The 24,880-nt window shown below is 33.5% G+C and carries 25 protein-coding genes; 3 read left to right on the top strand and 22 right to left on the bottom strand.

Features of this window, described 5'->3' with window-relative positions:
• Positions 1-4 precede the first annotated feature (4 nt).
• The 3 genes from NEF87_RS20815 to NEF87_RS20805 all read right to left on the bottom strand — a co-directional run bounded on the left by NEF87_RS20815 (position 5) and on the right by NEF87_RS20805 (position 2,651).
• Positions 5-820: a metallophosphoesterase family protein gene (locus NEF87_RS20815; RefSeq protein WP_457917336.1), complete on the bottom strand. Its 816-nt coding sequence runs from the start codon at positions 818-820 to the stop codon at positions 5-7.
• A 108-nt stretch (positions 821-928) separates the two neighbouring features.
• Positions 929-1,627 carry a CPBP family intramembrane glutamic endopeptidase gene (locus NEF87_RS20810; protein ID WP_457917335.1) on the bottom strand — a complete coding sequence of 233 codons (699 nt, stop codon included), beginning with the start codon at positions 1,625-1,627 and terminating at the stop codon, positions 929-931.
• 10 nt (positions 1,628-1,637) lie between these two features.
• Positions 1,638-2,651, bottom strand: coding sequence for a PfkB family carbohydrate kinase (locus NEF87_RS20805; RefSeq protein WP_457917334.1), 1,014 nt, complete (start codon positions 2,649-2,651; stop codon positions 1,638-1,640).
• 92 nt (positions 2,652-2,743) lie between these two features.
• On the opposite strand from NEF87_RS20805, the gene amrB reads away from it, so the two are divergent.
• Positions 2,744-3,670 carry an AmmeMemoRadiSam system protein B gene (gene amrB, locus NEF87_RS20800; protein WP_457917333.1) on the top strand — a complete coding sequence of 309 codons (927 nt, stop codon included), beginning with the start codon at positions 2,744-2,746 and terminating at the stop codon, positions 3,668-3,670.
• On the opposite strand, the gene NEF87_RS20795 is transcribed toward amrB, so the two are convergent.
• Positions 3,662-4,561, bottom strand: a complete 900-nt coding sequence (locus tag NEF87_RS20795; protein WP_457917332.1) for a YlqF/YawG family GTPase — start codon at positions 4,559-4,561, stop codon at positions 3,662-3,664. The genes amrB and NEF87_RS20795 overlap by 9 nt on opposite strands.
• Positions 4,562-4,583: 22 nt before the next feature.
• Positions 4,584-5,201, bottom strand: a complete 618-nt coding sequence (locus tag NEF87_RS20790; protein ID WP_457917331.1) for a hypothetical protein — start codon at positions 5,199-5,201, stop codon at positions 4,584-4,586.
• A gap of 44 nt (positions 5,202-5,245) precedes the next feature.
• On the opposite strand from NEF87_RS20790, the gene NEF87_RS20785 reads away from it, so the two are divergent.
• Positions 5,246-6,412, top strand: coding sequence for a hypothetical protein (locus NEF87_RS20785; protein ID WP_457917330.1), 1,167 nt, complete (start codon positions 5,246-5,248; stop codon positions 6,410-6,412).
• 33 nt (positions 6,413-6,445) lie between these two features.
• On the opposite strand, the gene NEF87_RS20780 is transcribed toward NEF87_RS20785, so the two are convergent.
• The 17 genes from NEF87_RS20780 to NEF87_RS20700 form a co-directional block, all read right to left on the bottom strand.
• A complete protein-coding gene (locus tag NEF87_RS20780; protein ID WP_457917329.1) occupies positions 6,446-7,528 on the bottom strand; it encodes a 4Fe-4S dicluster domain-containing protein in 1,083 nt (360 codons plus the stop codon).
• Between the two features lie 78 nt (positions 7,529-7,606).
• Positions 7,607-8,434, bottom strand: a complete 828-nt coding sequence (locus NEF87_RS20775) for a carbon-nitrogen hydrolase family protein (RefSeq protein ID WP_457917328.1) — start codon at positions 8,432-8,434, stop codon at positions 7,607-7,609.
• Between the two features lie 5 nt (positions 8,435-8,439).
• Positions 8,440-9,066 carry a tRNA-intron lyase gene (endA, locus tag NEF87_RS20770; protein ID WP_457917327.1) on the bottom strand — a complete coding sequence of 209 codons (627 nt, stop codon included), beginning with the start codon at positions 9,064-9,066 and terminating at the stop codon, positions 8,440-8,442.
• 70 nt (positions 9,067-9,136) lie between these two features.
• Positions 9,137-9,553, bottom strand: a complete 417-nt coding sequence (locus NEF87_RS20765; protein ID WP_457917326.1) for a hypothetical protein — start codon at positions 9,551-9,553, stop codon at positions 9,137-9,139.
• Positions 9,554-9,567: 14 nt separating this feature from the next.
• Positions 9,568-11,691, bottom strand: a complete 2,124-nt coding sequence (locus tag NEF87_RS20760) for a V-type ATP synthase subunit I (protein ID WP_457917325.1) — start codon at positions 11,689-11,691, stop codon at positions 9,568-9,570.
• 1 nt (position 11,692) lies between these two features.
• Complete coding sequence (locus NEF87_RS20755; protein ID WP_371803428.1) at positions 11,693-12,352, bottom strand: V-type ATP synthase subunit D; 660 nt, start codon at positions 12,350-12,352, stop codon at positions 11,693-11,695.
• Positions 12,353-12,366: 14 nt separating this feature from the next.
• Positions 12,367-13,752 carry a V-type ATP synthase subunit B gene (locus NEF87_RS20750; RefSeq protein WP_371803427.1) on the bottom strand — a complete coding sequence of 462 codons (1,386 nt, stop codon included), beginning with the start codon at positions 13,750-13,752 and terminating at the stop codon, positions 12,367-12,369.
• Position 13,753: 1 nt separating this feature from the next.
• Positions 13,754-15,541: a V-type ATP synthase subunit A gene (locus NEF87_RS20745; RefSeq protein ID WP_457917324.1), complete on the bottom strand. Its 1,788-nt coding sequence runs from the start codon at positions 15,539-15,541 to the stop codon at positions 13,754-13,756.
• A complete protein-coding gene (locus tag NEF87_RS20740; RefSeq protein WP_371803425.1) occupies positions 15,531-16,217 on the bottom strand; it encodes a hypothetical protein in 687 nt (228 codons plus the stop codon). Before NEF87_RS20740 ends, NEF87_RS20745 begins: the two co-directional genes overlap by 11 nt.
• Before the next feature lies 1 nt (position 16,218).
• A complete protein-coding gene (locus NEF87_RS20735; RefSeq protein ID WP_371806867.1) occupies positions 16,219-16,524 on the bottom strand; it encodes a V-type ATP synthase subunit F in 306 nt (101 codons plus the stop codon).
• A gap of 37 nt (positions 16,525-16,561) precedes the next feature.
• Entirely contained in the window at positions 16,562-17,074 is a 513-nt protein-coding gene (locus NEF87_RS20730; protein ID WP_457917323.1) for a hypothetical protein, read from the bottom strand.
• Between the two features lie 18 nt (positions 17,075-17,092).
• Positions 17,093-18,136, bottom strand: a complete 1,044-nt coding sequence (locus NEF87_RS20725) for a V-type ATPase subunit (protein WP_457917322.1) — start codon at positions 18,134-18,136, stop codon at positions 17,093-17,095.
• A gap of 102 nt (positions 18,137-18,238) precedes the next feature.
• Positions 18,239-18,643: an ATP synthase subunit C gene (locus NEF87_RS20720; RefSeq protein WP_457917321.1), complete on the bottom strand. Its 405-nt coding sequence runs from the start codon at positions 18,641-18,643 to the stop codon at positions 18,239-18,241.
• Positions 18,644-19,186: 543 nt separating this feature from the next.
• A complete protein-coding gene (locus NEF87_RS20715) occupies positions 19,187-21,109 on the bottom strand; it encodes a response regulator (protein ID WP_457917320.1) in 1,923 nt (640 codons plus the stop codon).
• A gap of 169 nt (positions 21,110-21,278) precedes the next feature.
• On the bottom strand, positions 21,279-21,911 hold the full coding sequence (locus NEF87_RS20710) for a DUF47 domain-containing protein (RefSeq protein ID WP_371803420.1): 633 nt from the start codon (positions 21,909-21,911) through the stop codon (positions 21,279-21,281).
• A 109-nt stretch (positions 21,912-22,020) separates the two neighbouring features.
• Positions 22,021-22,983, bottom strand: a complete 963-nt coding sequence (locus tag NEF87_RS20705) for a VIT1/CCC1 transporter family protein (RefSeq protein ID WP_457917319.1) — start codon at positions 22,981-22,983, stop codon at positions 22,021-22,023.
• 91 nt (positions 22,984-23,074) lie between these two features.
• Entirely contained in the window at positions 23,075-23,473 is a 399-nt protein-coding gene (locus tag NEF87_RS20700) for a hypothetical protein (RefSeq protein WP_457917318.1), read from the bottom strand.
• Between the two features lie 87 nt (positions 23,474-23,560).
• Between NEF87_RS20700 and NEF87_RS20695 the strand changes: the two genes are divergently transcribed.
• Positions 23,561-24,868 (top strand): UDP-glucose dehydrogenase family protein, encoded by a 1,308-nt coding sequence (locus tag NEF87_RS20695; protein WP_457917317.1) that lies wholly within the window; start codon positions 23,561-23,563, stop codon positions 24,866-24,868.
• Positions 24,869-24,880 lie beyond the last annotated feature (12 nt).

Below are 24,880 nucleotides of genomic sequence, written 5' to 3'. Positions count from 1 at the left end.
ATATTTACTTTCTTCTTCGCCTTCTAAAATAAAGATTTCGCTTATCAAAATGAGAAACATCGGATAATTTTTGTTCCAAGATGCTATACTTGAAAAATAACCGATTTTTCCAATAAACTTCGAGAGATTGGTCAAATGGATCTAATAAAGCATAAGAATATTTGAACTCATCTTGGTTAGCACCTCCAAGCCGAACAAGTTTATCTAAACAAGCAACTAATCCACAGTCTGTTTGAAAGAAATTTGAATAATGAAAATGTCCAAAAAGGAAGAGAGATGGTTTCAAGGCATCATAATACGAACGAACCATGGGGGAACCAGTGTTTTTTAACTTTTTATGAGTTTTAAAATGAAGTGTATCATCCAAAATGCCATACGGAGGTCGATGAGAGAAAATGAAATCAATTTCATCTTTCGAAGAGTAATCTATATGCTTCGGTTCAGAATCACTGGGTTCGCCAGGGTATTGATAATCAATAGACAAAACATTCCAATCATTCATTTTAAATATTTCTTGATCCTCCATCAACCATAGATTCTCTAAGTGCCAAACATCTTCTGGTTGTATCAAATCTTCATTTCCACGTAAACAGTACAAGGGCATTGGTAACTTTTTAAAAAGGTCGAATTCTTGAAATTCCCCTCGAATTTGTTCTCCACTTCGAGGGTCGTAATTCCTTCCAGACCAAAAATCCCCTAAATGGACTGCAAAATCGATCTTTTCTCCTTTAGTATTTATCATCATATTCATAAAATCGATCATTTCTGGAATTTTTCCATGCACATCCGAAATCACGAGGATTTTTTTATGTTCTACCATGTTGGATACCGTTATTTTCTGTTAAAAATAAAATAGTCATTAAATGTTTAAGTGTGTTTTGATTTGCTTTAAAACATTTAAACTGAGAAGTAATTTTCTTTGATAAGATTATTGAAGATAGGGCAAATAAAGCTGAACCCATAAAATAGAATTAAACGTTCCATGGGCAATAATTGAAATGACTAAATCTCCTTTCTGAAAATAAGTGATCAAAGCAAGAAGAATTCCGAAAGCCAAATAATAGAGCCAAAAAGTAAGAAAGGTCACCCAAGGCACTACCCCTGGAAAGACATGATATATCATGAAAAAAAAACTGCTCAGCAAAATACCAAGAATTGGAGAAATGTGACCAAATTCTTTTTGTAGAACTCCACGAAAACAGAATTCTTCCGATAATGCTACAAAGCAGAACATTATTACAACACCTATGATAATCAAAAACCAAATTAAGGTGTTATTTGGAGATTCAGGAGGTGGTGGAGTAGTATTTACAGATCCTTCAGATGCGGTTTCATAATATTCTTCCCCTTTGGTTTCAACAATAACTTTTCGTATTGTTATCGTCAGATACCCCCCAAAAAAGTAAAATAAAATTCCTACTGATATACCAATTAAAATATCTAAAAAACGTAAGTATTTTGATCGAGTGAGCATTTCATTGGGAATTATGCGATGGCGAAATTCATACTTGAGATCTTTTTTCTGTAACTTGAAAACAATCATTGGAATAATGACGAAAATGATCTCACCAACGCTAAACAGTAAAAAAGCTAAATTTGAGGAAGCCACATCCATTAATATGAACATAGAAAAAAAACTATGATTTAAGGTTATCTTCTTTAAACAAAATTTCATTTTCAGCCTTAATTCGGGAAAGAATCTTCCATTTGGTTTGGAAACCATTTGGACCTTTTTTTTCAATTAGAAATGATGAAGCACTTGAAGCAATCTGTATTGCTTCAACGATATTTTCGAAAGAACGTTCATTTGGAGCAATTTGTCCGATTTGTAATAATAAAACAGCCATAAAACAATCTCCAGCACCTGTCTCATCAACACACTGGATGGGACGATAAGCATTGATGTGAATTAATGGATGGTTTGGAGCTTTAAAATAGAGCCCTTTATCTCCTAAAGTAGTCAAAATGTAAGCGCCGGTTAAACCTAATAACTCAGTTGCTTTTTTCAAGTCTTTTTCATGGGTAACACCTTGAGCTTCAAGATCACTTGCTTTAAAGAACATTCGCGAACCGAATTTACTCAACATATCAAATATTTGTTGGTGATCTGCGGTTCCATTTTTGATAGTTATATTTCCGCATTCATCGAACCCTCGAATGAACCCTTGAACATCCACTCCAATAATAGCATCTTGAATTTCTTGATGTTTTGACAGATCGTTTAGAAATTCTGGGGTAAATTCATCAGCGATAGGAGTAAGATGGATTGCTCGAGTGTTAAAATACGATGGAGGAAAATCATGAATATCAATTTCATTTGCCTTGGAAATTAGCTGTAAATCTCTTCCATGATCATGATATTTTAGCAAATATTCTGTATTATATGAGCCTTCTTGTCGTACACCATCAATATTTATCTTATTTTTGGAAATTGGCTTTAAACAATTGAGGGATTCATTTGCTTTAATTTTTGAAATTATCCCTATGAGTGCATCTGACTGGTAGAACCTTGCCGCTAAACTACCATATGTGACCCCCCCACCTAAAGATTGAGATTTTGAATAAGGATTTTGAAGAACAATAGTATCAAAGGCAAAATGGCCAACTAAAACTAAATCAAAAGGTGTATTACTATCATTTGATTTTTCCATTGCAATTAAAATTGAAAATTCGGCATTTCAATTAAAGCTTATATTAGCTTTTTTTAGGATAAGATTTAAAGTAAACTTAGGAGATTTATTTTATGGCGATCATAAGAAACCCTTCAGCAGCAGGAAGATTTTACCCCCGTTTCAAAGGGGAACTTCTAGACACAATTCATGAGAATTTTGTTAATTCTTCTTTTGGCTTATCCCACGATCTCAATCTAACAACAGATAATAATGGAGGAGATAGAAAAGTACTAGGAGGAGTTAGCCCCCATGCGGGATATATGTATAGCGGAAGTGCGACTGCTCATACAATTCAAGAAGTTTTTGGTCAAAAAGTTCCAGACACAGTTATAATTTTAGGAACACAACATACTGGTTATTACGAAATTGGAATCATGAAAGAAGGCGCTTGGAAAACTCCATTTGGGACTTTGGATATTGATACAGATTTGGCAATCCAGTTATTAAAAGAATCAAAAGTAGTTAAAGAAGATGATTCAGCCTTTAATGGTTTCCCCCATGGACGAGAACACAATATTGAAGTTCAAATCCCCTTCATTCAATATGCAGCAACAAAGGCTCAAAAATCGGTTAAAATTCTTCCAATTAAAATTGGAAAAATGAATCAAAATGTCTTAGAAACCTTAGGAAAGGATATAGCTTCAGTTTTGGATTCAAATAACAATAAGGACATTGCAATTATTGCTTCTTCAGATATGACGCACTATCAACCCCAAAATCCTCGAAATCCCAAAGAAGAAATACTTCAAATTCAACACAAGCGAGATGAAGCAGTGATGGAAGCCTTTGAACAATTTAATTGGCAAAAAACTTTGGAAAAAGCGACCGATACATCAGTGTGCGGACCTCAATGTATAGCAACCTTAATGATAATAGGAAAAGAAATGGGTTATACCACCGCAAAAAAACTGCAATATTATACAAGTTATGAAAAAATAGGCGGGACAGGCCCCAGTGATTATAGCGTCGGATATTTTTCAGGGATTATTTCAAGATGACTTTTTTTTTCTTTTTCTCAATGATTTGGGTATACCTTGGGCATTTTTCTGATATTTAGGTTGTTCTGTAAGGATTGGTTCCGATTTTTCTTTTTTTATCATGGATGGAGGAAGAGAGTAGTATTTCAGTTTATTAGATTGCCAGTCCCTAATTAAAAGCTTTTGAGCTTCTGGCTCATTAATTTTTCCCCCTGAGATCAATAATCCCGATTTTTTTCCCACTTCAAAAACTAACTTTTCAGGTCCATCATTTTTGTCGAGATTTATCCCGTAGATGGAATTGAATTGTTTCTTTGGTAGTAATTTAAAAATAGCTTCAACCACCCCCATAGGATCATTAACCTTATCAGCCACCATACAAGCTTTGATGGCCATATCAGTTTCATCCTTTTCATTGATTGGAATAACTCCAGGAGTATCAATTAAAAAAACATTATTAGTTAATCTAATTTTTTGTATTACCCGGGTAAATCCTGCACGAGCAGAAGTTCCCACTTTCTTTTCATTCTTGGTTAGTGATTCAATTAGGGTCGACTTTCCAGTATTTGGATATCCTACAATAAGCATATTTGTATTTGGACGAGTTCCAAGATGTCGAATTTCTTTCAATAAGTTCATGACACCTTTATGATGTTTTGCACTACAGCTAAAGACTTTATACCCTTGGGACTTGAAATAAAGTTTCCATTCTTTCAAAACTTCTCGAGGGATAATGTCAGATTTATTTAGTATAAGAATGAGCTGGATTTCAGGTCGATTCTTTAGTAAAAAAGTTTCAATCATCTTGTTATGTGTACCGATGGGGTTCCGAGAATCTAAAATCTCAAGAACAAAGTCAGTCTCTTTTATCACAGTTGCAAATATATCTTGCCAATGTTTTCCGGTTTTCATGTAATCACTTGTGAAATTAATATTAATGTTTGAGTAATTTTATACGTGGAGAGCCTCCTTGGCTCAAATGTTTTAATTCAAGGTATTCGCTGATGTGAAATATCATTGTCAAAAAATAACCTGCCAGAAAATACCAAAACTGGGGAATATAGAGAAATAAGGTAATAAACATGATAATGCTCACAAAAACTTCAATACCAATCATAATGACAGAGTTATAGTATCGTTTAACAAAAAACCATTGAGGTATTTTTTCTTGATCTATTATCTCAGGGACTCTCAAATGCTCATCTCTCTTAAGTAAAAAGCGAATCCCAAAAATTCTATTTGTAAAAAGGGCGTTGGTCCCCCAATCCAGAAGATCAATCAAAATATGGATTAAATACGAAAAACCCATTACAATAATAACAATTTTTGAAGAAAGAAATCCAATTAATATTAGGATCATAGGAAGATAAATAGAATGAGTAAAGAGCATGCGGTGATTGCCATTTTGGGCATATTTTCTTAAAAATATATCAAAATCCGCGAAAATTGAACTCAAAATAATTAAACCAACAATCCAAAAATTAACTGAAATATATAAGGATGTGATTCCAGCAATAATTATTCCAAGCCCCCAATGTACTGATGAATGCATTTATAAATTAGTAAAAGCAAAATATGTGAAAAAATTATGTATTCATGATGGAAGAATTTCTGGCTGAAACTAAATTAAAAAGCGAAGAACGTATAAAGAAAATACATCATTTAAGCAAAAAAATATGGGAAAATCGTGCATGGGCGCCCATAGAATTGCGTAATAAATGCTTAGATATATGGGATGAAATGAGCGGTGATCTAAATTGTTCTATCGTGCCATTAATTTCACTTGAAGAAAACCAACCAATTTCAAATCTAATATTTGGTTCAGGAAGTTTTTCGACAGGCGAATTTCAAGCAAAACAGTATGAAAAAGTTAAATCTTATACCTTGAATTCTCCAATTGTATTACAAGGAATTGTTAGTAATAAATCTAAAGACCGATCATGCAATGCTTCAGAGGTTTGCGATAAATATAAAGTCCCCCTAATTGAACTTGATTTTATTGATTGGTATCATGAATTTATTGATAAAAGTGAACAAAATCCTATAAGAGCCACCCGTTATTGGTATACAACCCACGATGATAATAACCCTCCAATAAGCGAAATTCACAACCGATTTAAAATTCGACAAGATCAATTTCATAAATCCTTGGGAGAATTAATTGCAAAACAAACCACTGTTCCAACGAACCTTGTTAGCGCCCGAGGTTATAACTTTCAATTCTGCAGTAATTTGTTTTTAAATCAAAAGAATAAACTCCCGCATATTAATGATACCCATCCCGCAGACCTAACCTTTGTCGATCGGGATTCTCATGAAAAAAAATATGCTGGATGGCAATCGGGAGCAATTCAACTAATGATGGACTCAAAAGTTCATCAAACTTACCGAGGAAGTTTAATTGAAGTCGATTATATGGATAGCATAGAACAAATAAACACCCTCGATGAAGGAAGTTTACTTGCTTTGAGTGAAGGAGTTACTCCAAAATCAAATCAACCGATGACAGCAAAACATATTCAAGATGCAATGAAAGTGCTGGATGATTATTTTTATTGCACGTTAGAACCGACTGGATTGCTATTACTCTGGGGAATTACTGAAAAACCAGTTCCGGTTGTGTATCAAGACATTCATGGTAAACCAGTTATCATCAAACAACGTGCAATTGTTGTAGGAAATAAATTTCGGAGTGGGATCCATGCTTGGGGTCAAAATCTTGAAAATGATCTCAAAGAAATGAATGATTTCCTCTTCCCATAAACATTAAAGAAAAAAAAAGAAAGATATAAGAACTTACATGTCCCAAAATTCATCGGGAGTAAGTTTATTTGGGGTTTTACTAAAGGGACAGACTTGAATACAATTTCCGCAATCCGTTCCATGTTTTACCCAAATTCCATAGCACGCATTTGTGTCAACATACCATTTTTTTACCCCCGGATTATTTGAAGAACAGCGTACTCTACGATCGGGCCCATCAGCAAAGGAAATTGCTTCAGCTTCACACTCTTCAGCACATTTTCGACATCCTTTACAATATTGTGCAATTTTACCAATATATCCATAATCAGGTTCATCCGTGTTTAGAGGCATATTAGTAAAAATTTTGCACAACCGAATACGCGGCCCCCATTTTTTATGAATCAAAAGTCCGTTACGCCCAAAAGCACCTAAACCAGCATCAATTGCTAGAGGAATTGAAAAACCCGTATCATTTGTGGAAGGAATTGCAATATAACCTAAGTTTCGAATAAATTGAGCAACGCTCACAGAAAGAGCAGTCATATTTGAATAACCCATTCCAACACTTGCGACTTCTAAGAAATTTGGAGCATTTCTAATACCTGAGGGATCCATTTCAATGGCGCACACAATACAATTTGTTACCCCTTCGGGTAATTCAACATTAGTTAATCGCAATTTTTCTTTCGTTAATTCATCTGCAGGACCCATTGCTTTTGCTGAATTTTTCAAGATCCAATTTGGATCTACCTTCGCAATACCAACATCTGAAGCACCCAAAAATCTCGCTGCACGTTTGGTATATTTTGTTAATTCATCAACAGGTATATTATCAGGAGGTCGTTTAACAATATCAATAGGAATATAATCATTGGATGAGGGTTTTGGAAACCACTTAGCCGCAAATGGCATATGTTGATCAATAGTCCAAGAAGCCGCATATAGGGCTAAATCGAGACGACGATACCCTTTTTCACCCGAATCCACCAGTTCGACCATATTTGTTAGAAGATCTTTCTGATAAGAGGGAAATTCTTTATCATATAGTGCCCGTAAGAAACAATTATTTTCTTCCGGAAATCTTTGATATTGATCAGTATCGAGCTCAAATATTTCAGCAGTTGTTTTTCCCATTAAAGTCACTTTCCAATGAGAAAACCAACTAGTGATTCTTCAAAAATCTTTCTTATTCCCAAAAGGAATGCAATATTCCTATTTTATCACCAATATTGAATTTGGATCAACAATATCTTTCATACGATCAATTCTTAGTTTATTGCAAAATTCCAAATTTATTGTACGAGTAAGAACTTCTTCACTAGTTGATGCTTCTTCAGAAACAAGCGTAACTGGACTAGATAATCCTTGATTAAAATGAATAATTTTACTTTTTCCACAGAAATCCCTACCTAATTGATTAAAAATAGAATTACAAGACACGATCGGAATACGATTTTCCAAACTACGCGCTTGTACATAAGTTTTCCAGTTATTTTCTCCATCGTTCCGGATCAATGTTGGGGAAAAAATAATCTCACAATTATTTTTCACAGCCATGGAAGAGAGAGATGAAGAAATGTGTAGGTCAAAACAAATTAGAATGCAAAATGTTACATCAAACTCAGAATCATAAAAACAAACAAGTTCAGACCCTGGAGTAAGTATGGATTTTTCAGCTCCATAGAGATGAATTTTGTCCTGTCGGAAGATTTCCTCACCATTTTTAAAATAATAGGAAGATACAAAAGATTGCTTGGTATTTTCATGGTGTTCCCAAATTCCTCCTGAAATAATTGAAGTTTGAAACATTTTGGACCATTTTTTCACATATTGGTACTGAATACCTTGAATCGGTTGGATATATTCATTTAGACCTTTTGAAAAATCTAAGAAAAACCACCGTTCAGGAAGACAAATTATTTTAGCCCCATCCTTTATAGCAGATCCAATAAGCATTTCCATTTTTTGGAAATTCTTAGAATTATCTTGATCTACGAAAGGTTGGATAAGACTAATTGTAATTTCTTTAGGTGGTTTCATATAAATCACGGTTTAAACCATTTGAATGAAAAATAAGATTTATTCACGGGATTTGCTAAAATAAAACGTTTTTTGACACTAGTGGCTAATCGAGCACTCCGTACAACATCAATTGAAGAAATTTTAGTGTGTTTAGATAACACTTGAATACAAAAACTGGAATGATCGATACCAGGCCCTTGACGATAAACGATAAAATCTGCACCAAATTTTTGCCCTGGGCGGGGAATGTACTTCTTATTGCGTAAATCTTCATAAATTAAGTATTTATCCGTAAATTCTGGAAATTTTGTCTCAGCCAAAGCATAAAGATCTTCAAAGGTTATGAAACCCGAAGAATCATGGTCTCTAACAGCGATTTTTTTATGCTTCAAGAGATAAACACCCTCAAATAAGGTGAGTTCTAGGGGTCGATCGAAAATATGATTCCGAGGTTTTCGAATTCCCGTTGGGATTCCAAAATATCTCCCATATCCATACAATAAGGAGCCATGAATATTATTGAAAACAACGAGTTTAGTTCCAAGCAGAGAAACAGATATAGGAGTCAATGGGAACTCCCCTGATTCGAGCAGTTGTGCATTTGTCAATTGATCCTCGACTGTTTCACCTTGGTAGGATAAAGGACACATATACCTACAAATAATGTTTTCATTGGAATAAATTTAATGGTATAGAAAAACCAGAGCAATAAAGAAGGAATTAGAAATTTAAATTGAAGGCACAATTGAAACAAATTTTAGTCTTGGAAGGATTATCAAAACCACACTTAGGGCATTTAACAATTAAATTTGGGCTGTATTTTGGATTCAAGCGGACCATTCGAGCAATTCGGAGATCAAGATCACTTTTTGCTTTAGATTTTGGAGATTTTGAATTTCGATTTAATCTTTTTTTTACAGCTCTTGGATTGAATATGATTGGAATAAAAAATAACCCAATAGCTTCAAGAAGAGTATAGATTATCAAACTACCCGAAGATTCTCCATGAGAAAATGCTTCAACGTTTTGAATTAGCAAGGTAATTAGTACAAATGTAAGGATTAATGAAAAAATGGAAGACAAGAAAAAAAGAGCATTCTTCTTTTTTTTTTTCGGAGATTCTTTTTCTTTGGTCAATCTTTTTTTTCCCCTTACACAAATTCGATAGAACTAAAATCGGAATCAATTGTTGTGAATGAATAAGGAACTCCATCAGCATGGAAAAATTTTCCAAAAAATTCATAAAAAGTCAACCGTAAAGCATGAATACCTGCCATCAGAGTTTCTAAAACAATAACAAAAATGTTTCCGATAACTAGAACAATTGACACAACCACAATATCCCCGAAAAATTCATTTTCCAATATAATATCCGCAATTGTTGTGAAAACAAGCATTAAACTCATATGAACCAATGAAAGAGCAAGAAGACGCGAGTAACTTGCTACATTTGATACAATACCTAAATAAGTTTCACTCAAATCTAAAGCTTGTTCTCCAAATAATTCACCAACAGAATCTTTTTGAAGATACTTTATACCAAAAATCCGGCCAAGAGGTTTAACAATAACAAACAATAGCGTAGGGATTACAGGAAGTAATATTGGATATGGAGGTGCAACCCAAGCAGAAATTTCGAACATATAGGTGAAAATCATTATGGTTCCTCCAATAAGAATTAAAATCTTTAAGAATGGATCAGCAATTGCGAGGAATACTCTTTTCTTTTGAATGAAATTGATCATAGATAATAACCATCCTAATGAGATATGAGCAACACCCACTAAAACAAAAATTTTCAAAACTGGAATAATTTCATGCATTGGATTAAATCCAAGATGCTCAGCATAAGCAAGTGGAAATCCGAAAAACTCACCGTATAATGCACCTGCACCAGTTGCAGCAATTCCAAGCCATATGAACAAGAAACCTGCATCATACATGGAATTTTCTTTGTCCGATCTATTTAGAAAAATTAAGACTAAACCTACTGTACACAAGATCAATCCATGACCTATATCACCGAACATAAATCCAAAAAGAAGAGGATATGTAAGGGCGACTAAGGATGTAGGATCCAGTTCAGAGTAATTGGCTGTACCATATAATCGTGTTAATAATTGAAAAGGTTTGAATATTTTTTTCGGTTTAATTAATGAGGGAATCGATGAGGAAGACACATCAGAATCAGATCTATCGGTAAAATAATCATAATCCTCGGAATCTGTACCAATCAATTTTGAAGTTGTAAGGTGTTTTTCATTACTGATTGCATCTCTCTTAATAACTCGGGCGGCTATTCTAATATAGTTATGGAATTTTTTGTCTAAAGAATTGCAGATAAATTCTTCATTTTTAGTTGGAATGAAAGCTTCCATTCGGACAATTTCTGAACCATAACTTTCTCGGAATTGAATTTCAATTAACTCATACTTTTTGATATTTTCTAATAATTCCATATAAGCACGAAACCTTAAAGCCTCATTTTTGACTTTTTGAATCGATTCATTTGCTTTTATTAAGCGCTCTTTTGCAAAATGGATCTCTTTATCAATCGTATCAAGATTTACACCAAAATCATCAAAATGATCCTTAAAATCAGTCAATTCACTGGCACCATGGCAAATTTCATTTATACTTTGACGATGTTCTTTGAAATAAATCATGAAAAAAGCTGTAATATCATCCGAAATTTCTTTATATTCTAAAACAATTGGAAGTTCATCATGTTCTAAAACAACCTCCATATCAACAAACTCTGATGAATTCATATAAAACAATCGAAATTCCAATAGATTGAACCATTCAAATGCAATTTTTGTAGCAGAGTAAGTTGCTACCCAAGAATAAATTTGGCGTAACATCTTATTCAATTTAAGTTCTTTTTCATATTTATCTAGAGTATTATAATAAGCCCGAATTCGTCTCGCTTCATTGGTAGCTTTTTCATGCAATATATCAATAGCGTTATTAACTGAAGTAACTTCAAAGAAAATTCGCTTATCTAATTCAGGTTTTGATAGTTTTTTAGGATCAATTTCAAGTTTCTGAAAAAAATAAATAATACTTTCTTCAATTTCATTAATTTTATGCTGAATCATTTCCGTATCATCATTAATCTTATGTTCCCGCCGGATATGATGAGCAGATTTATCTTTAGGCTCTTTAAATTCAGCAATATGTATGCGATGTTTCGGTACTTCGTTTAAAAATGCAGAGATCTTACTTTTATGAATAGCAATGTCTAAGTAAGTCATATCTTCAGGTGTTAACATGTTAATCACTTTTAGCTTTCTTTTCCGCTTCATCATCTTCTAAAAATTCTTTAATTTTCTTCATTCGAATAAACTCTTCGCGTTCTTCATCATTCAAAATTTCTTCAATAGTATGTATATTACCATCAAGTTGGGGAATAATGATATCATCCAAAGCATCAATCCTTCGCTGAATTTTTTTATTGTCTTCAGCTAACCGGTACATCATACTATCTACTTCGGCAATTTCAATTAAACGACCAAGAGTTGTCTTCAATCGTTTCAATAATATATCAAGGTGTAGAGTTGTATCACCATACGAATATGAGGGTAAAGGTTTATCTTGAAAATGCAGTTCAAGTTTTGGAACATCTATCCCCATTTCATGGATATAGTTAATTTCTACAGAGGTTTTAAGAGTAACTTCATTCAATCGAGAGATCCGATCTACTTTTCGTTTCCCAATTGTTTCATATGTTTTTTCCAATAAATCCATATCCTTGAGAATTTCAGACCGCATTTCACTGCGAATAGAGAAATTCTTATCTAATATGGTTTTTAATGAATTAAGTAATTGTTCTCGCTTAATTTCAAGCAGATTTTCACCCCTTACAGAAAATTGACGTTTTTTCTTCAACCGATCAAGTTCTGGTTTTGTTGGTTTTACATTTTGGAAAGACATTTCTTCACCTCAATTTAAAGATCCATTTCTTCAGCATTATAAACAAAATATTTACTTAGATATTCTTTTTTTATTCGCACCAATTCCCCTTTTCCCATAAGAGAAAGTAATTTCCAGGCGAGATTTAATGTTTTTATAAAATCTCTTTCCGATTCACCTTGGTGAATAAATTTTTTTTCAAATTTGCTTCCAAATTTTAAGTACAATTTATCAACATCACTTAAACTCTCTGTACCAATAATACTTTCTAATTCACGAATTTCAAGGGCTTTGGAATAACAAGCGTACATCTGACTCGAAACATCTGCATGATCTTCTCGAGTATTCCCTTCTCCAATACTATCTTTCATTAATCTCGAAAGTGAAGCTAGAGGGTAAATTGGAGGAAAAATCCCTTTTTGATGATAGTCTCGACTCAGAACAATTTGTCCTTCAGTGATGTATCCTGTTAAATCAGGAATTGGATGAGAAATATCATCATTCGGCATGGATATTACAGGAATTTGCGTAATAGATCCCATATTCATTCGAATTCGGCCAGCGCGCTCATAGAGACTAGCAAAATCACTATACATATAACCAGGAAATCCTTTCCTAGCAGGTATTTCCCCTTTTACATTAGATATTTCACGTAAGGCCTCAGCATAGTTTGTAATATCAGACATAACAACCAATACATGCATATTGTGTTTATAAGCTAAGAATTCAGCAGTAGTTAATGCAATTCTGGGAATTAATATTCTTTCAATGGTAGGATCGGAAGCTAAATTTATAAAGGATATGACATTTGTTGCACCTCGTTCTTCGAATTTTTGCTGAAAATAAAGAGCTTCTTCTGCTAAAAGTCCAATACCACAAAAAATGGTCACGAATGGATCTTTTGTTGTGACTTTAGCATTATTTACTATTTGAGCAACTAATTTATTATGAGGTAATCCTTGTCCACTAAAAATTGGTAATTTTTGGCCACGTACTAAAGTATTTAAACAATCAAATGAAGATATTCCAGTTTGAATAACATCTTTTGGGTATGCTCGTCTAATTGGATTCATTGGTAATCCATTTATATCACGCATTTCCTCTGGTAAAAATGCTTTACCACCATCAATAGGCATACCTTTTCCATTAAATCGGCGCCCCATCATTTCTCGTGAAACTCCAATCTGAAAAACTTGATCCAAGAAAGTAATGTTTGTTTTACCCATTACAATACCAAAAGCACCTTCAATCACTTGAACAACAACAAGCTCAGTATTTACCGTCAAAACAATTCCAGTTCGAACGCCATTCTCAGTGCTTATTTTAACTACACTCCCATTTTTGATATCGTGCCCTTGAATGGGCTTCAAAAATAATAATGGATCCTTAATTGATTCTACATTGTGGTATACAATTGACATCTTAAAGCAACTCCTCATATTGAGCTTTTAAACCCTCAAAATCATGGGTAATTTCTTGAAATATTTCTTCAAATTTATAAAGATCTTTAGGACCAATGTCTAGACGTGCCCTTCTTAAGGATTGCAGACAATGCATTTCTCGAATCCGAAAGAAAGGAACACCTTTCCGAATTTTTTTTAAGCTTCTATCATAAAATTCCAATATTACCGAGATGAGCTTCATAGTTTTTTCTGGAGAACTAAAACGATCATTCTCATTAAAGCCATTCTGAATTAAAAAGCCATCTTTGATAAGGGAAGCCATAAAGAGAACGAGTTGTTGATCAGGAGGTAAATTTTCAGGACCGATAAGCTTTGCGATATTATTTAATTCTTCAGCTTTAGAAAGAATAATGCTTACGACTTTGCGAGATTCTTGCCAGCCAGTAGCAATATTGCTTTCCCAAAAAGTAGCAAGATTATCATAAAGAGAGTACGAATTTACCCAATTAACAGATGGATAATGTCGGGCATATGCTAATCTGGCATCTAACGCCCAAAAAGCTTTTACAAATCGCTTAGTATTTGTGGTAACAGGTTCGGAAAAATCACCTCCAGGAGGAGAAACCGCACCAACAATGGTAATTGATCCCATTCGCGAAGGAGAACCAAGAACTTCAACTAATCCAGCACGTTCGTAGAAATTACTTAACCTAGTTGCAAGATATGCAGGATAACCACCTTCGATCGGTAGTTCTTCAAGCCTTCCTGATAATTCTCTTAGAGCTTCAGCCCATCGACTGGTGCTATCTGCAAGTAATAGAACATGATTTCCCATATCGCGCCAATATTCAGCCATAGTAATGCCAGAAAATATAGAAGCTTCACGAGCTGAAACTGGCATATTACTGGTATTGGCAATCATGATCGTTCGTTCCATCAAAGGTCGATTGTTTACAGGATCTTCTAAGAAAGGAAAAGTATTCAATAAATCAGCCATTTCGTTACCTCTTTCACCACAACCGATATATACAATAACATCTGCATCTGCAAATTTGGCGAGGGAATGTTGAACGACTGTTTTACCTGTACCAAATCCTCCAGGAACTGCAACAACTCCCCCACGGGCGACGGGAAATAATAAATCAAATACACGGGTACCTGTTAATAAAGGACGTTGAGGAATTTTTCGTTTTTTTACGGGTCGCGGACTTCTAATCGGCCATTTAGTCAAAAGTGAAAATTCACGTAATTCACCGCGAGAATCTTTTATTTTATATATTACATCGGTTAACGTAAATTTTCCTGGTTTAATTTCTTGTATAACTCCAGAAATATTTGGAGGAACCATAATTTTATGTTCAAGAGAAAACTCATGGACATAACCAATGATATCACCAGCTTTGACTTGTGAACCTTCATTTATTGTTGGATTAAAATCCCACATTGTCTTTCGATTTAGCGCGTCAACACTCATCCCCCGATCTATGAAGTCACCCGTCATATCAGCAATACTAGTCAAGGGGCGTTGTATCCCATCGAAAATTGAATTCAACATTCCCGGACCTAATTCCATAGATAAAGGATAACAATGATTAGTCACAATTGCATTCAGATTTAATCCAGCAGTTTCTTCATAGCATTGAATAATTGACACATTATCAATGATTTTAATAATCTCTCCTGTTAAGTGCAAATCTAAACTAACTTCAACCATATCACCTACGGCTTGATTATGAAATCCTTCAACTTTTATAACTGAACCATTTATTGAAGTAATTACTCCTTTAACCCCAGCATCATCTCTCATGTCTTTTTGCACCTCCATGTTGTTGCATATCTATTTCCATTGCATTTTTTACTTTAATTTCAAATATAGGGAAGATCTTCATAAACCGTAGAGATAATTCTTGTTTATATTTTTCTATTAGGGATTCCAATGTATAATCGATAGTAAAGGCCTTATCCTCTGACACAATTTTAAATCCACATGCAACATCAAGAGGACGTTCATCCAACCTCAATAAATTCTGTTTCTCGGGAATTGGATTGAAAAAAGTGTTTTCTTTAATATATTGTAAGTCTCGGGTGTTGAATTGAACTTTCACAGGGCGATCAATTAATGGGAGAAATTCCATAATTTTTGACATAATAAACATCGAATATTTTTGACTATTTTTTTTTATTCTTAATTGAGTTTGTTCTTTAAAAAAAATTATGAAGTTCTCAATACATTCATTTTTCTTGTTTGCTATGGCTTGATTGATTTCAGCTACACGTTCTGTTTCATTTATATTTAATTTTTGTAAGCTTCGATTGATTAATTCAGCTTCTAATTTTATTAGATCTTTCTCAAGTTTTTTTTTTGTTTCTTCCTTGATGAAATCTATTGCACTTAGAGCTTTCTTTTGAATCATTTCCACTTCTTTAGTTACCATACGAGCCATTTCATAGCCAATATCTCTAAAATCTTCTCTTAATGACATACTATCCTTCCTTTAATGTTAATCCCAAATACTTCTCTATTAAATGCCGGAAATAGGATTCTTTCAAAGGAGCCTTCATATCCGGAATTTCGATAATTATGGGGTATTTGCGCAATTTTAATCGCCTAAAATAATCTCGTTGGCGCATCAAATATTTTTCATTTAATAATACTAAACCGATGTCTTGATCCTCTAAAATTTTATCAAATTCTTCTTGAAAGATCTCAGAATTATTAGATGAAATTTCAAAACTTTTTATGCCTATCAATCGAAATAGAATGTTTGTATCATCATCAGAAACGCAAATTATTTTCAGTTTATTCTACCCCATTTCATTTTACAATTTAAAAATTTAAACCGATGATTTCAAAGAAATCATTGATTATTTTGTCCTTATTAATTTTATAGACCATGTCGATCTGGGAAAGAATCATTTGTTCTTGAGTCTCCAAAGCATGAATATTTTTCTCCATTTCCAGTTTCAACTCTTCGATTTCAAACTTCAATTGTTTCTCCTTATTCAATAAAGCATTTTTATATAAAATAGAGTTTTTTTCTCTTTCTTTGGAAACCTTATCCGACCATAATTCTTTTTCGACACTAATCTTATATTTATAGCGTTCTTCGAGGGAACGAACTTCAAGAAAGAGATCTTCTTTACGATTGGTAAATCCCCGATTTCTTAATTCTGCACAATGTTCTGGTGAAATATCCCTACAGCTGTAATCATCTTCCGAGGATAAATTTTCAAAATTTTGGTCTTTTACTAGAATCGTTTTTGAAAATGTTTCAGTAGGATCATCTAAGTTTTTTGAAGGAGATTTTGATTTATCTTTCTTTTTTAGCTTTTTTGGCATAACATATCACCTATAAATTTAATATTTCTCTTCAGCGAGAGAGATTTGAATTGCCCGAGCAGAAATTCTTTTGATTTCATTTTGTTTTAATAATAGTAACTTGAAAATTAATGAAATAGATATGAGAGGAATATCATCAACAATTGAAGTCTGAAAACGTTCAAGATATTTATTCAAGAAGAATTCAGACAACCATGACCACACATCTGGATTAGGATCACTCAGTTTTTCAGGAATTATTGCAAAGTCTTTCTGTTTTTTCAAAATTCGTTTCAATTTAATTATAAAATCATGAATTGATGAAGAAGTTATCAGAATTTTAATTTCATTATGCTTAAAAAGCAGCCCATTTGAAATAACGTAGGGTTTAATTAATTCTAATGAAATTCCATTAAAAAGAGCGCGATAGATAAGATTTAACGAATTGTAATCAATTTCAGCTCGGATAAATCCTTCTATAAAATTCTTTTCTCGGTGGGGGAAAAATCTGCTCTTTTCAATCATGTTAGTATAATAGAACTTATCAAGACTATGTTCAAGATAAAAAATGTCTCCAGATTCCTTAAATTTTTGGACACCTTCTTCAACAATTTTTCGATATGGTGTAGAATGAACAGCTTTAATGAGATCTTCAAAATTTTTCATTATCAATAAGCGTTTCAAAAAATCATATCTCTCTAAAATTTTTGAAGGACGATCAAAAACTCGATGATATCGATCTTCAAGTGATGTTTGTTCAATAACTCCATAGATACATATTTTTAGATTTAAAATTTCATATTTCACTAATAAAGATTTTAGGAAAATTTGAATTGGATGAGGGGCAGCGATTAATATTTTTTCTAATATTGCAAAATATGTATTCCACAAGGTCCACTCATATTCCCAAACTGTATTTTCTTCAGGAGAAAAACTGGGAAAAAATCTTTTAGTGTATATACCTAAAGATTCAAGATCTCCTATTGAAGCCAATTTACTCAGGTCATCTTCAGACATTAGTAAAGATTTAATAACAGATAAACGGACAAAAATAAATCCATAATCATCAATAGTTACTTTCATATAATCTCCGGCTTCAAAGCGAAGTTACTCTTCTTAAATACTCGTTTGATTATTATCAAAAAAAATAAAATTCTATTATGAATTGATTGAATTGTTTTTTATCTAGTTTGGAATTTTATTCCACAATAAAATGGCTACGATAAGTCCATATATTGCCAAGGCTTCACCAAGAGCAACCACTAAAAATCCTTTCATAAATTCTTCAGGCCGTTCAGCCAACACACTGATGGCAGCAGTTCCAGTCGTTTTAATTGCATATCCCGCTCCTAATCCAGACAATCCAACAGCAATAGCAGCAGATAGGGCTAACCACATCCCAACATCATATTCATTAGTGGAAGGGTTAACAACTTCAGTAGTCCCTTCTTGTGCAACAGCTAAAATTGCATTAACTGAAAAATAAACAGTAATGGCTAAAATGAATTGAAAAAGCACAAGAAGTGTATAAAATTTTTGTTTGGCACGCGTAAATACTACACCTTCTGAAAGATCATTTAAAAAATACAATTTAAAATGATATTTCCTATTAACAATGAAAACTCCATAGTGTTAAAAGTTTACGGAATCTATGAAATAGGTATTTCAAATAACTGGATGTGATTTAATTTTGAAAAAATATGAAATAATTTAAGTTTATATCATTAAATCAAAAATCTTCTCATAGAAGAAATAGATTTATTATTACGTGTTTTTCTTACATTTTTGTAAATTTCAATAAAAAAATAGGAGGAGATTTATATATTTCATCATTACTTCTACGGGCTCACGGAAAAATTTGGGAAGAAAAAACGAACGAATATAATTCAGCAGAAATTGAATCACTACAAATTCGTTGAAAAAATTGATGAATTTATGGCACAATCTATAGTAATAGGATCATATATTACCCGTTTTACGCCGTTACAACAAGATATTACCCTTCTGAATGACTACAGAGATAATCTGAAGAATTTCATAAAATTACTTAAATCTCAAAAAAAAGAATTCAAAAAAGATGTAAAAATCTTGAAAAAACTTGACAAATTAAGATAGGAAATTAATAAATTTGCTTTAATTGTCTAAAATTTTCCTCATTTTTACAAGTAGTTCATGCGAAGTGAACGGTTTTTGTAAGAAAAATTTTTCATTAATTCTTTGATCGGCCAAAAAGGATGTTTTCAAATCATATCCAGACATAAATAGGAATTTTAGACCATTTTTCTTTTCTATTGCTAACTTTTCAAACAATTTCATTCCCCCCATTTTTGGCATAATAATATCACTTAGGATAAGATCGAATGGATTTTTTAAATCTTCAATGATCTTTAATGCTTCAATACCATTTTCCGCAGATGTTACTTCATAACCATGTTTTTCTAAAATTTTTTTAGTAAAATTTTGAACGGAACTTTCATCTTCAACGAGTAAAATAGATTCATTTCCATTCAATTGATCCCTATATACTAATTTGGTAGGATTCGAAGAGATTTTTTTTAATGAATAAGGAATATAGATGTGGAAAGTTGTTCCCATAGATTCTTCGCTAAAAACATCAATTACTCCCTTAACTTGCTTAATAATTCCATAAACTGTTGATAATCCTAGCCCAGTACCTTTTCCACGTTCTTTTGTGGTAAAAAATGGCTCAAAGATACGATTTTTTAATTCATTCTTAATTCCACACCCCGTATCCGATGCTTGCAAATGAATGTATTTTTGAGGTGGTAACTTGAAATGATTTTTTTTATTTTCAATTGAAAAATCAATAATGTCTATCTTTAGAGTAAACTTCCCTCCTTCAGGCATAGCATCGCGTGCATTTGTGGCTAAATTCAAAATAACTTGTTCAATTTGAGTGGGATTTGCAAAAATTGGAGCACTATCACAACTAAAAACGGTATTTAATTCAATATCTTCTCCAATCATTCGCTGTAGGATTTTTTCTAGATCTTGGATAAACTGGATTAAGTCAATGGATTGTTCCGTGAGTTTCTTTTTACGACTGAAAGACAGAATCTGTTCAGTTAAAGCCCCCGCTCGATTTGCCGCTCCGAGAATTTCATCAATATATTCTTTATTCGAATCAGAATCACTTAAAGAAGATGAAATCATTTGACTAAAACCCAATATAACAGTCATAATGTTATTAAAGTCGTGAGCAATCCCACCTGCAAACCTCCCCAAGGCTTCCATCTTTTGGGATTGTAACAATTGATTTTCCAGAGAACGAATTTGAGACACATCAGTTATTGTAACCACACAACCAATGATCGTATTCCTTGAATCAATAAAAGGCGAGTAAGATAATAAACAGTGGAATATCTCGTTTGTTCGTGATATGAAAGTGTACTCCCGGTCAACAGTATTCTTTGTTTTCAAAACTTCCTTAATTGGACACCCATTATCTTCATCAAAGGGAACTTTCATAATCGTAAAATAATCCAATTTCATGATTTCATCCCGATTATATCCGTAAAAATTACAAAAAGAATCATTAACCATCTTAAATTTATAATCTAGGGAGATAACACTCATCGGACCCACAGAATTAAAAATCTGGGTAAGTTCTAATTGAGATTCTTGAAATTTATTTTCTGAAACAACTTGTTCTTTTCGAATAATTGCATCTTCCAATTCACGTTCTAAAGCAGGATTGAGACGCGTAAGATCTCCCTTTAAAATATAATCACTCACACCAGCCCTCATTGCATTTACAGCATATTCTTCTCCAATTGCACCTGAAATTAGAATGAAGGGTACATCTTTGCGAGTTTGTTTCAATAAATTGAAGGCATCCAGCCCTGTAAAAGTTCCAAGGTCAAAATCGGATAAAATTACATCCCAAGAATTGTGTTGGAGCGCTTCAACAAACTCACTTCTAGTTTTAACCCATTTGATAACAGTTTCATGAATGCTTTGTCCAAGAGTTCTTTTAATTAATACGTAATCATCTTCTCGATCTTCAAGGATTAATATCCTTACTATGAACGTCACTTCAAGTGTGCTCCATCTTCATAAAAAACCCTTTTAAAATAGTTATACATAAGTAAATTCAATTAATCTCGTGTTTTTTTAATCTGAGCAACTTAATTTTTTCAAAGGTAAAAGCTTAATTGATCTTTTTAACTCACATAAAAAAAAGGTTTACCAATATTCATTAAAATCAGTGCGTCACTAAAATAATTCTGACAGAATCCGCCACGCTTGCACAATGATCACAAGCTTCCTCAACATGCTTTGCAACACTTAATAACTGCATTATAATTCGCAATGGAATATCTTCTCTATTATACAAATGACCATGTAAATCCCGATAAATTTCATCAACTTGTTCTTCTACTTCATCCACTCTATCGCAAGCATGATGGGCTTTTTCCATATCTTCTCCAAGTTTGGACATTAGATTTCTAAGCTCTTCCCCCATTTTAATGAAAACATCAATTAAAGTTTTAAACTTGAGAACCATTTCATCATCAGAACGGGGGGTGTATCTTACTTTGCCAAGGCGTACTGAAGCACCTGCTTGATTTGCCATTACATCTGCCATTTTCATTACCAATCGAAGCAGATCACTACGGTAAATACTCACGGTTTGAGCTACAACTTCTAAATTTTTCCTTCGAATTTTACTCGCATCTTTTTCATAGCTGCGAATCTTTGTAATGCTGCTATTTTGCACATCTTCATTTCCTTCTAAGTATGCATTAATGCAAATGCCCATTTCTTTGAAAGTTTTACTCACTAACTTGCTCTGGGCCTCGAGGTTAGCAAAAACCGTTCGCTCAATTTTATCCAATTAATCTCACCAAGTAGTTCATAGACCTCTCGACCTAAAAATTTCTAGGATATTAAGATAGTTGAGAAAATAAAACGGGTAAAAAAATTTTGGGAGAATAATGGAAATTTTAGACGACACGATTTAAGCCTTGGACAATTTGATTTAATCCAAGAGTCAATAATGCAGTCAATAAGGCAGCAAAAACCATCTGAGCACCATATTTTATAACAGATTCTCGACTTAAAATGGCTAAATATCTTCCCAAGAAAAATAACACAACTACTGTCAATATGAACGAAATTATGAAGGAAGCCCACCCAACTGTAGAATCCCACCCAGCAAAGAGAAAAGGAATCACTACAACCACAACACCTGCGAAAGGACTAAGCCCATCCACAGCCGCAGCAACTTTACTGGCAAATTCCTGCGCAGCCTCGAAAATAGTTTCTTCTTTTTCAACCTTCTTCTTTTTCTTTCTTGGTTGCTCTTCGCTGGTTGGACTTTGGAGGTTTTTTTGTTTTTTAGGAGTTGGTTGAACTAAGGGAGGTTTTTTTGTATCCACGACTTTGGGAGACCCGTCTAAATTTAAATTTAATTTTTTTGCTTGCTCAGGTGTTAATCCCAAATGGAGGCTTGATTTCTTGGCTCTTTTTCGAGAAACAGGTGCATTAATATTCTCGAATTTACCCAAAGCCAACCTTATATCACGTTCTGTCCATTTTGGACGATCTAAATCATCAGTTCTCTCATTTCCGTGATGATCAACCAACCCAAGTACTTTTTTCATTTCTATTACATTTAACTTGCGTTCTGCAGATTCTGCAAGATGACTTCCCGTGAGACCAGAAATCCCAATTGCGATAGCAGTGGTTAACCCAGTGAAAAATACAAATCCATTAATTGGAGTTGATGTAGCTTCATTATTATCTAAAAAAATGACAAAACTACCAAGGACAATCCCTAATGCAGTTAAAACACCATCAAAGAAGTTCATAGCAAAATATCGGCGGATGATCGGTGAAGCTTCGCTGATTTCCCATAAGATTTTATAACGCTCCAACCGTTTAGTAGGTTTTTCTAAATTGGACATTTTCGTTCCTATTTTAAAAAGATAATTTCTAAAGAATGTAATTCTACATATCTAAAAAATAATTTCACCACAAAGAAAATCGATTAAATTTTTAAGGACTCCTCTTATTCGTGGATAACCACCATTCCCGCCAATCAATTAATGTGGACATCATTGGAATGCTTTTTTTAGAGTTTTCAAATAGAATTTCGATATTTCCCAAGAAAATCCCTTTTCCAATAGCACCCTTCACAGTGGTAGATTTCAAATGATTTCCAACCATCGCAATTATTTTGGGATCTGTCAATTTGATGAAATTTGGAAAATCTAAATTTTTACTATTCCGTGCCCGCACTTCACTTTTCGGCAAAATTATTTCTGGATTTATTTCATATTCAAAGGAGAGGATCCCTTGTTTACAATAGAGCCATAATGCATAGATATTTTCAGGACGCAACCAAGGTGCAATTTTCCATTTAAAACGTTTAAGCGAGATCTTTTGAGATGACATTAGAAATTCTACACAAATTCAAAGTTTTGATAATAAAAAAACTGTTTGTTAGAATTTTAAAAGATTCTTAAATTGTTATTCCGTAAGATGAAGATTTCATTTGTTGGTAGTGGATATGTCGGCCAAGTAAATGCAGCGGGAGCAGCTCATTATGGCCATGAAGTTATTTTAGTTGATATTGACCCTAAAAAAGTGGATTCCCTTAATAAAGGGATTCCCACCATCTTTGAAAAAGGTTTAGAAGGTTTACTTCAAGAATTGGTGCTCAAGAAAAAAACACTTCGAGCAACCCTTGATTTACAACAAGCTGTGCATGCAACCGACATTTCATTAATTTGTGTGGGAACACCCGATAAAGGAGGGATGATTGATCTCTCCTATATTCAACAAGTCGCTAAAGGTATTGGGGAAGCATTAAAAACAAAAGAAAACTATCATGTAGTGGTGGTTAAATCGACAGTTGTTCCTGGAACATCGTTAAACACGGTCAATGTACTGTTGGAACAATATTCTGGTAAAAAAGCAGGCATTGATTTTGGATTATGTATGAATCCAGAATTTTTACGAGAAGGAGTTGCGGTAGAAGATTCCATCCATCCTGATAGCATTGTTTTGGGAACTCAAGATGAAAAAACAAAAAAAATTATGAGAGAAATGTATGCTTGGGCTGAAGAAAGCAAGTTCACTTATGTTGGTATCACAGCAGCGGAAGCAATTAAATACGCCAAAAATTCATTCTTAGCCACAAAAATCACCTTTGCTAATGAGTGGGCAAATTTTTGTGATGCAGCAGGAATTGATGCCAAGGAAGTATTGGAAGCGATTGGGGCCGATCGACGAATTAGCCCCATGTTTTTACGAAATGGTCCTGGGTATGGAGGAAGTTGTTTCCCAAAAGATGTGAATGCAATTGTGCATGCAGGTCAAGTTCGTCATTCACCATTTCGGATTTTGGAAGAAGTGGTAGCGGTTAATCATACCCAATATTTACATTTAATTGATTTAGCTCAAGAAAAAATGGGTTCTATCGCACGTCGAAAAGTTGGGATCTTAGGTTTATCTTTCAAACCTGAGACCGATGACACACGTGAATCACCCGCTTTACGAATTATTTCCTACTTAGTTTCCCAAGGATGCGAAATTAAAGCATATTGTCCCCAAGGAATGGAAATGGCAAAAGAAATGTTAGAAGAAAGACGGATCACCGAAGTAAACTACATGAATTCCGCGGAAGAGTGCATTAAAGATGCAGAATTGGTATTAATCCCAACCGATTGGGCAGAATTCAAAGAAATCATCCCAAAAATAACCGTTCCAACATTTATAGGGCATCGTTCATTGGTAAATCCAGATGATTATGCGCATGTATACGCGTTGGGTTACCCAAAACGATAAACCCAAAGGCTT

Origin of the sequence: Candidatus Lokiarchaeum ossiferum (assembly GCA_025839675.1) — an archaeon.
Lineage (GTDB): Archaea > Asgardarchaeota > Lokiarchaeia > Sigyniarchaeales > Promethearchaeaceae > Lokiarchaeum > Lokiarchaeum ossiferum.
Note: the sequence above shows the minus strand (reverse complement) of the source record. Positions and strands in the feature narration are given on the sequence as shown.